The organism is Actinoallomurus sp. NBC_01490 (assembly GCF_036227085.1).
Lineage (GTDB): Bacteria > Actinomycetota > Actinomycetes > Streptosporangiales > Streptosporangiaceae > Actinoallomurus > Actinoallomurus oryzae.
In genome coordinates this window covers 2,879,069-2,887,626 of record NZ_CP109433.1, presented here as the reverse complement: position 1 = coordinate 2,887,626, position 8,558 = coordinate 2,879,069, and the positions used below count along the sequence as shown (strand labels likewise).

At 71.5% G+C, this 8,558-nt stretch carries 8 protein-coding genes; 4 read left to right on the top strand and 4 right to left on the bottom strand.

Annotation, left to right across the window (positions count from 1 at the left end; all coding sequences use genetic code 11):
• Positions 1-23: 23 nt before the first annotated feature.
• Positions 24-1,763 carry a serine/threonine-protein kinase gene (locus OG417_RS14005; protein WP_329255328.1) on the bottom strand — a complete coding sequence of 580 codons (1,740 nt, stop codon included), beginning with the start codon at positions 1,761-1,763 and terminating at the stop codon, positions 24-26.
• A gap of 73 nt (positions 1,764-1,836) precedes the next feature.
• Positions 1,837-2,697 (bottom strand): SMP-30/gluconolactonase/LRE family protein, encoded by an 861-nt coding sequence (locus tag OG417_RS14000; protein WP_329255326.1) that lies wholly within the window; start codon positions 2,695-2,697, stop codon positions 1,837-1,839.
• 182 nt (positions 2,698-2,879) lie between these two features.
• Between OG417_RS14000 and OG417_RS13995 the strand changes: the two genes are divergently transcribed.
• Positions 2,880-4,076, top strand: coding sequence for an RNA-guided endonuclease InsQ/TnpB family protein (locus tag OG417_RS13995; RefSeq protein WP_329255322.1), 1,197 nt, complete (start codon positions 2,880-2,882; stop codon positions 4,074-4,076).
• A 92-nt stretch (positions 4,077-4,168) separates the two neighbouring features.
• Here the strand turns inward: OG417_RS13995 and OG417_RS13990 are convergent, their stop codons facing one another.
• On the bottom strand, positions 4,169-4,891 hold the full coding sequence (locus OG417_RS13990) for a CHAP domain-containing protein (RefSeq protein ID WP_329255319.1): 723 nt from the start codon (positions 4,889-4,891) through the stop codon (positions 4,169-4,171).
• A gap of 94 nt (positions 4,892-4,985) precedes the next feature.
• A complete protein-coding gene (locus OG417_RS13985; RefSeq protein WP_329255317.1) occupies positions 4,986-5,585 on the bottom strand; it encodes a TetR/AcrR family transcriptional regulator in 600 nt (199 codons plus the stop codon).
• Between the two features lie 113 nt (positions 5,586-5,698).
• On the opposite strand from OG417_RS13985, the gene OG417_RS13980 reads away from it, so the two are divergent.
• Genes OG417_RS13980 through OG417_RS13970 form a run of 3 tightly spaced genes read left to right on the top strand, consistent with a single transcriptional unit; the run spans position 5,699 to position 8,547 of the window.
• Positions 5,699-6,139 (top strand): nuclear transport factor 2 family protein, encoded by a 441-nt coding sequence (locus tag OG417_RS13980; RefSeq protein WP_329255314.1) that lies wholly within the window; start codon positions 5,699-5,701, stop codon positions 6,137-6,139.
• A gap of 9 nt (positions 6,140-6,148) precedes the next feature.
• Entirely contained in the window at positions 6,149-7,060 is a 912-nt protein-coding gene (locus OG417_RS13975; protein ID WP_329255312.1) for a cobalamin biosynthesis protein, read from the top strand.
• On the top strand, positions 7,057-8,547 hold the full coding sequence (locus OG417_RS13970; protein WP_329255309.1) for a cobyric acid synthase: 1,491 nt from the start codon (positions 7,057-7,059) through the stop codon (positions 8,545-8,547). The genes OG417_RS13975 and OG417_RS13970 overlap by 4 nt, the downstream gene beginning before the upstream one ends.
• Positions 8,548-8,558 lie beyond the last annotated feature (11 nt).

Here is an 8,558-nt window from a genome sequence, read left to right as displayed (position 1 = left end):
CGGCCCCTGAAGTAACGCCGCCTCTAGTGGGGCAGCTCCGCGACGATGTTCGGGGCGAGCAGGTCCTTGGCCTCGGAGTACGGCAGGGTGACCGAGTAGAACGGGCACTCGCTGCCGACGTGCGACCACGTGACGTCCAGGCCCTTCGGGGTGAGGAACGGCGAGACGCGCGGTGGCTGTGGCCGTTTGGTGTTGAACGGCTGGCCCGGACGGAAGTCGGCGGGCTCCGTTCCTTCGGTGCACACCAGCGCGAGGTCGGGCTTGGTGGTGTGCGGCTGCACGCGTCGCATCAACGTGGCGATGCCGCTCGTGGTGGGCGTGCCGGAGGCGAACACCTGCTCGCCCGTCAGTGACTGCCCGGTGCGCAGGTCGACGGTTACGGTGACGTGCGGCAGCTCGAAGTCGAGCGGGTAGCAGAGCTCTTTCGGCAGCTCGTACCGTACGGTCACCAGGTGCGGGCCGCGCAGCCCGATCTCGGGCTTCGCCCCCAGCACGGTCGGCTTCGTGCAGGGCGGCTGATGCTTGGCGGTCATCTGCCGCATCTCGTCGACCGCCCATTCGAGCGGGGCGGCCAGCGCGGCGTTGACACGGCCACGCAGGGCGGCGTCCTTGCCGCCGCTCACCTGGACGTAGCGGGCGCCGCTCAGGTCGAGGCCGGTGACCGACCGGTTGTAGGAGGCCAGCTCCACGCGCAGCGGCGCCACGGCGGCCTTCTTCGGCTTGTGCTGGGTCAGCACGATCGCGGCGGCACCCGCACCGCCCACGACGATCGCGCCGGTGGCCACGGCCACCACCTTGGTCGCGACGTTGCCGCCGAGCAGTTTGGTCAGCACGCCGTGCCCGGCCTTGCCCGCCACCGCGCCGGCGTGGGCGCCCCCGCCCGGCGCCACCTTCGCGACGAGCATGGCGAACGGGAACAGCGCGGCCAGGCCGGCCGCCGCCTCGGCCAGACGCCGCCAGCCGTTGGACTCCCACTCCGGCCCGTACGCGGCGGTGGCCGCCTCCTCCAGCTCGGCGGCGAACTCCGCGGCACCGGGCGGACGGCCCTGCGGATGCTTGGCCAGGCCGCGTTCGACCAGCGCGCGTACCGGCTCCGGCACCTGGTCCGCGGGGATCGGGCTCATCGTGTGCTGCGCCCGGTACGCGGCCATGGTGTCCGCCCGGTACGGGGTGCGGCCGGTCACGCACTCGAAGAACACGCAGGTCGCGGCGTACACGTCGGTGGAGGGCGAGGCCGGCGCGCCGGCCCACTGCTCCGGCGCCATGTACGGCGGGGTGCCGACGATCTGTCCCGAGTCGCCGGAGCGCAGCGCGATGCCGAAGTCGATCAGCTTGCTCTGCCCGTCGCCGCCGACCATGACGTTGGCGGGCTTGTAGTCGCGGTGGACGACGCCCACACGGTGCGCGGCGCCGAGGCCGAGCAGCGACCCCTTCAGCACCGCGAGCGCGGCCTCCGGTTCGAGGTTGCCCCGCTCGTGGAGCAGGGCGCGGAGCGACACGCCGTCGATCGCCTCCATGACGATCGCCGCCCCCTGCGGCGTCTCGACGTAGTCGAACAGGCGCACCACGTGCGGGTCCTGTAGCCCGCGCAGCATCCTCGCCTCGGCGCGGAACTCACTGCGGAACTTCTCATCCGGCACGTGCAGGTACTTGATGGCGACGTGCGTACCCGAGGCGTCGTGCCGGGCGAGCACGACGCGGCCGAAGCCGCCCCGTCCCAGCTCGCGAAGGGAGGTGTATCCGTTGAGTGACCATTCGTCCACGCGGAGATCATGACGCATTCCGCGCCGCCTCGGTGGGAAATTCCCCGATCGGCAGGTTCCGGACAGGTAAACGTCAGCCGAAGGGGGTCGCGGGCGGGCCGCCGACGCCCGGGGTGACCCGGAAGATCCGGCCCGCGTCCGGCTCGGCCTCGCGCCGCTCCGCCGACAGGCCCTGCCGCGAGGTCGTCACGAACAGCGTCGCGCCGTCGGCGCCGCCGAAGCAGCAGCTCGACACGTTCGTCACCGGCAGCCGTACGACGCCCGCGAGGCGGCCCGACGGGTCGTAGCGATGCACCGCCCCGCCGCCCCACAGCGCCACCCACAGGAAGCCCTCGTCGTCGACGGTCATGCCGTCGGGGTGGCCGCCCTCGACCTCCACGAGCGGCCGGCGTCCGGAGACCGCGCCGGAGTCCTCGTCGTAGTCGAACACGTCGACGCGCCCGGTCGGGGTGTCGATGTAGTACATGAGGCGGTGGTCCGGGCTCCAGCCCAGCCCGTTGGAGATCGTCACGCCGTCCAGCACCGTACGGGGACGCCCGTCGAAGACGTACAGCGAGGCGATCGGGTTCGCCTCGTCGTAGTCCATCGTGCCGGCCCAGAACCGCCCGGCCGGGTCGCACTTGCCGTCGTTCATCCGGACGGGCGTCGGGTCGGCCAGATCCTCGGTGAGCGGCGTCACCCGGCCGTCCTCGTCGAGCTGGAGGAACGCCGTGCCGGCGGCGAGCACCCAGCCGCCCATCGCGCCCGGCACCGCGGCGCCGAGGGGCCGCCCCACGTCGTGGGAGCGCGGCTCGGTCAAGGTCGTCCCGTCGAAGCCGGCCAGCCACAGCCGCCCGGCCATGATGTCCACCCAGCCGAACCGGTCGCCGTGCCAGAACGGCCCCTCGGCGTGCTCGACCCGCACCGGCGAACAGGGCTCCGCCGTGAGTTCCATCAGAGTCTCCCGAGGGGACCGTCGCCTTTGGGCGGCGGGGGGATCGGGAGCGGGCGGGCCATCAAGGTCCGAGTGTGGCCTGGCCTGTCAGGTGTGCGCATCACAGATTTCCTGTTTCCTTGCTGGTTTGTCGGCGCCAGTCGATACCGTGGTGTTCTGGTTACCGAGCGTGAGGGGTGGGTGTGCGTAGGTCGTTCAAGTTCTTGTTGCGCCCCACCGGTAAGCAGGCCGCTGCGCTCAGGCAGTGTCTGGAGGACCACCGGGAGTTGTACAACGCCGCTTTGGAACACCGTCGTACGGCCTACCGCAGGGCGGGGGTGAGGGTGCGGTATGGCGATCAGTCGGCGGAGTTGAAGCACATCCGCGCCGGTGACCTTGATGGTCAGGGTCGGTGGTCGTTCTCTTCCCAGCAGGCCACGCTCCGCAGGCTGGACAAGGCGTTCCGTGCGTTCTTCGACCGTGTCAAGGCGGGCCGCACGCCGGGGTTTCCGCGTTTCAGGGGGCGGGGTTGGTTCGACACGGTTGAGTGGCCTAAGGACGGCGACGGGTGCCGGTGGGACTCCCAGCCCCACCACCGGACCGCGACGTATGTGCGGTTGCAGGGCGTCGGGCATGTGCGGGTCCATCGGCACCGGCGTGTGCTGGGCACGGTCAAGACGATCAGCGTCAAGCGGGAAGGCGCCCGCTGGTTCGTCGTGCTGTCGTGTGACGACGTGCCCACCGAGACACTGCCCGCGGTGGGCGCGGCCGCCGGGATCGACCTGGGAGTCGCGTCGCTGGTGACGACCAGTGATGGCGAACATCTGACCAACCCGCGTCACCTCGCCGTGACCGCCGGCCGTCTCGCGGCGGCACAGCGTGACCTCGCCCGCAAGAAACGGGGCAGTAAGCGGCGGCGTAACGCCGTCGCCCGTGTCGCCGCCCCGCACGCCAAGGTGCGGCGCCAACGCCTCGACAGTGCGCACAAGGCCGCGCTGAGGCTGGTCCGCGACCACGACATGATCGCGCACGAAGCGCTCAAGATCACCAACATGACCAAGCGGGCAGCGCCCAAACCGGACGGCGACGGCGGTCACCTGCCCAACGGCGCTGCCGCCAAATCCGGGCTGAACCGTTCGATCTTGGATGCGGGTTGGGGGGTGTTCCTGACGATCTTGTCGCACAAGGCTGAAAGCGCCGGTCGAGAGCTGATCGCGGTGAACCCTGCCAACACCTCCCGCACGTGCGCCGAATGCGGGCGTTGCGCGAAGGACAACCGCACCGCCCAGGCCGTGTTCCGGTGTACGGCGTGCGGGCACAATACGCACGCCGACGTCAACGCGGCGATCAACATCTTGAGGGCAGGGCTTGCCCTTCGCGACGCTGCGCAAGCGGCTTAGCGAGAAGCCGCTCCCATCAGGGAACGGAGGAGTCACACGCTGATCCTTCCCTCGACCGGCTTTCATGATCCTCCTCCGGTCGGCGGTCCGGGTCAGAAATGGAGGTAGTTGCCCACGCTGCTCGCGCTGACCGTGCGGGTGTCGTAGTTGTGCGCGCTCAGGTAGTTGTACTCCTCCAGCAGGATGGTGCCGTCGCCGTTCACCCGTGCGACGTAGGCGACGTGCCCGTAACTGCCGGTGTTCCACTGGGCGATGGCGCCGACCTTGGCGGTGTGGTCCATCTTGACCCCGGCGGATGCCGCGGCGCTGTCCCAGTTGTTCGCGTTGCCCCAGTGCACGCCCCGGTAGGAGTTGGTGAAGTCGACGCCGAGCCGCTGGCGGATCCGCCAGGCCGCGAACGACACGCACTCCCGCTTGTAGAAGTTCCAGGGGTCGGCCTGGCTGGAGGAGTCGGACTTGTAGGGGTAGTCGTTGGTCAGCGTCGTGATGCAGGGCGGGGCGACGGTCCCGTCAGAACCGGTGTAGACGTAGGCGTCCGTGACGTAGCCCGCCGGGCTGGTGATCTTGTCCCAGACGCTGCTGGTGCCGTACGTGCCGGTGATCGTCGTGCCGCGCGTCTGACAGGTGATCGTGACGGACTTCCCGTCCGCCACGCTGCCGACGGTCGGGTAGCTCGTGCCCGCACCGGAACGGACGGAAAGAGCCGTGCCACTCGTGTTGACCGTTCCGGTCGCCGCGTCCGCGGCCGTCGCGCCGAGCATGACGGCGCCGGCGCTCATCGCGGCCAGCAGGCCGCTTCGCTTGATCCACGCCACGTCGAACCCCTTTCGGTCGGGTATTCGATGTGACGGTAAGTCGATAATTTCCTAACTAAAAGCCTTGACTGTGACAAAATCACGGGTTCTGCGACTACTTCGCGCGCATGCCGTCGGCCATGACCTCGATGAGGCGGTCGGCCTTCCCGGGGTCGGTGACCTGGTCGACGGCCCGGAGGCAGCCGACGATGAGCGCCCTGACGTCGTCGCGGTCCAGGTCCGGGCGGACCGCACCGGCTCGCTGCGCGCCGGTCAGCAGTTCGTCGACCAGCCGCCAGAAGGAGTCGTGCGTCTCCTGCGTGCCGTAGCGAAATCCCCGTGACGCCTCCAGCGCGTCGGACAGCGCCTTGTTGAGCGAGGCCTGCTTGACCTTGTGCGCGAAGAACTGGAAGAACGCCGCACCCGGATCGTCATGGGCGCGCAGCCGGTCGGCATCGGCCATCAGGACTTCGACCCGGCCGGCGATCACGGCCTCGAACAACGCCTCTTTGGTCGGGAAGTGCCGGTACACGGTGCCGGCGCCGACACCGGCGCGACGGGCGATCTCATCGAGCGGTACGGCGATCCCCTGCTCGGCGAAGACGTCCTCGGCCGCCCTGAGCACGCGCTCACGGTTGCGCCGCGCGTCCGCGCGCATCGGCACGCCACCCCTGCCCCCGCCCTGCGCCCGCGTGGCTCCGTCCTCGGCCGTCATCCGCTCAGCGTATCGCGCCGCGTTGACAACCGGGGCGAGCGTTCCGTATCGTCCGGCGGGAAATGCGGGGCGATCGTTCCGCTTAGTGGTTCACAGCGACAAGGAGAACGGTCGTGCCCACCCAGAAGCCCACCGCGCTGGACATCACTCACCGCTTTCTCGAGGCGTCGTCACGCGGCGCCTACGACGAGCTGGCGGATCTCTACGCGGAAGACGCGGTGATCGAGATTCCGTTCGCGCCGCCCGGTGTTCCGACGACGTCCCAGGGACGCGAGGTCTTCCGCGCCCGGTTCAAGTCCGCCGAGAAGACGTGGCGGATCGAGGGCGCCGATCAGATCTCGATCCACCAGACCACCGATCCGGAGGTCGTCGTCGCCGAATACACGCTGCACCGCCGGCTACGGGAGTCGGGCGAGCGGGTGTCCGGCAGATACATCATGGTCATGACCATTCGCGACGGCCTGATCCGGCACAGCCGCGACTACGCGGACGTCATCGCCGGTGCCCGCGCGATGGGACGCCTGCAGGAGCTCCTCGGCGACGGCTCCCTCTAGGGTCATCACATGACGATCGCACGGGGTCTGTTCGCCGGGGCGGTGCTGGACGCGCTGACCGGTGACCCGCGGCGCGGGCATCCGGTGGCCGCGTTCGGGCGGGTGGCGGCGGCGCTCGAACGCCGCCTGTACGGCGACTCGAAGGTCCGTGGCGCGGTGTTCGCCGGAGTTTGCGTCCTCGGTGCGGCCGGGCTCGGAGCGGTGGCCCGTGGCCGTACGGTGCCGGTCGCCGCCGCGACCTGGGCGGTCCTCGGCGGCACCTCCCTGGCGCGCGAAGGCCGGGCGATGCGGGCGGCGCTGGAGGCCGGCGACGTCGAGGCCGCCCGCGCCCGGCTGCCGCACCTGTGCGGACGCGACCCGGAGGCTCTCGACGCGAAGGAGATCACGCGCGCCACCGTCGAGTCGGTCGCCGAGAACACCTCCGACGCCGCGGTCGCGCCGCTGTTCTGGGGCGCCCTCTTCGGCACGCCCGGCCTGCTCGGCTACCGGGCGGTCAACACGCTGGACGCGATGGTCGGCCACCGCAGCCCCCGCTACGCGAACTTCGGCTGGGCCGCCGCACGGGCCGACGACCTCGCCAACTGGGTCCCGGCGCGGCTCACCGGGCTGCTCACCGTCGCGTGCGCGCCGCTGGCCGGAGGCTCGCCGCGCGGGGCGTACCGCGTGCTCCGCCGCGACGGCGCCGCGCACCCCAGCCCGAACGCCGGTCGCTGCGAGGCGGCCTTCGCCGGCGCGCTCGGCGTACGGCTCGGCGGCGTCAACGTCTACGGCAGCCGCGTCGAGCACCGGCCCGAGCTGGGCGACGGCCGCCCGCCCGAGCCCGACGACATCCGCCGTGCCGTACGGCTGTCGCGCGTGGTCGGGTTCGCCGCCGCGGGCCTGGCGGCCGGCGCCCGTCTCGCGTTCGGGCGTGGCCGGTGAAGGGCGCGCTGCTGGTCGCCGGGACGACCTCCGACGCGGGCAAGAGCGTGCTGACGGCCGGGCTGTGCCGCTGGCTGGCCCGCCAGGGGATGCGCGTCGCGCCGTTCAAGGCGCAGAACATGTCGCTCAACTCGATGGTCACCGCCGACGGCGCGGAGATCGGCCGGGCGCAGGTCATGCAGGCCGCCGCCGCACGCGTCGAGCCGACCGCCGACATGAACCCGGTGCTGCTCAAGCCCGGCTCCGACCGCCGCAGCCAGGTCGTCGTGCTCGGCCGCCCGGTCGCCGAGGTGGACGCCCTGGGGTACGGCGAGCACCGGGCGCGGCTCCGCCAGGTGGTCACGGCCAGCCTGGCCCGGCTGCGCGCGGAGTACGACGTGGTGATCTGCGAGGGGGCCGGGAGCCCGGCCGAGATCAACCTGCGGCGCGGCGACCTGGCCAACATGGGGCTGGCCCGCGCCGCCGGGCTGCCCGTGATCGTCGTCGGCGACATCGACCGCGGCGGGGTGTTCGCCGCGCTGTACGGGACGGTCGGGCTGCTCGAGCCGGAGGACCAGCGGCTCGTCGCCGGCTTCGTCATCAACAAGTTCCGCGGCGCCCCCGAACTGCTCGCTCCGGGCCTGACCCAGATCACCGCGCTGACCGGCCGGGACGTCTACGGAGTGCTGCCCTGGCTGGAGGGCCTCGGCCTCGACGTCGAGGACTCCCTGGCGCTGGACGGACGCCGTACGGCGCCGCGGGCGGGCGAGGGCACCCTGCGCGTCGCGGTGGTACGGCTGCCGCGGATCTCCAACTTCACCGACGTGGACGCGCTGGCGGCCGAGCCCGGGGTGATCGTCTCGTACGCGACGACGCCGGGCGAGCTCGCCGACGCCGACCTGATCGTGCTGCCCGGCTCGCGCGCCACCGTCTCCGACCTCGGCTGGCTGCACGAGCGCGGCCTCGCCACCGAGATCGTCCGGCGCGCCCGAGCCGGACGGCCGGTGCTCGGCATCTGCGGCGGCTACCAGATGCTGGCGCGGGAGATCCTCGACGACGTCGAGTCCTGTGCCGGGGCCGTCGCGGGGCTCGCCCTGCTGCCGGCGCGCGTGGAGTTCGCCCCGGACAAGACGTTGCGCCGCCCGGCCGGCTCGGCGTACGGCGAGCCGGTGGAGGCGTACGAGATCCACCACGGGATCGTCGCCGTGGAGGGCGGCGAAGCGTTCCTCGACGGATGCCGCGAGGGCTCCGTGTGGGGGACGACCTGGCACGGGGCGCTGGAGAACAACGGGTTCCGCCGGGCGTTCCTCGCCGACGTCGCCCGTACGGCGGGGCGCGACTTCACGCCCGCGCCGGACACCGACTTCGCCGCGCTGCGCGAGGCCCAACTCGATGCCCTCGGCGACCTCGTCGAACACCATCTCGACACCGAGGCGCTGACCAAGCTCATCGAGTCGGGCGCCCCGTCGGGCCTGCCGATCGTCCCTCCCGGAGGCGCGGCTCCTTAGAGCGCGCGGGT

Coding starts and splice junctions, on each gene's coding strand:
- OG417_RS14000 (WP_329255326.1), bottom strand. CDS start 2,697: ATGGAACTCACGGCGGAGCCCTGTTCGCCGGTGCGGGTCGAGCACGCC.
- OG417_RS13985 (WP_329255317.1), bottom strand. CDS start 5,585: ATGACGGCCGAGGACGGAGCCACGCGGGCGCAGGGCGGGGGCAGGGGT.
- OG417_RS13975 (WP_329255312.1), top strand. CDS start 6,149: ATGACGATCGCACGGGGTCTGTTCGCCGGGGCGGTGCTGGACGCGCTG.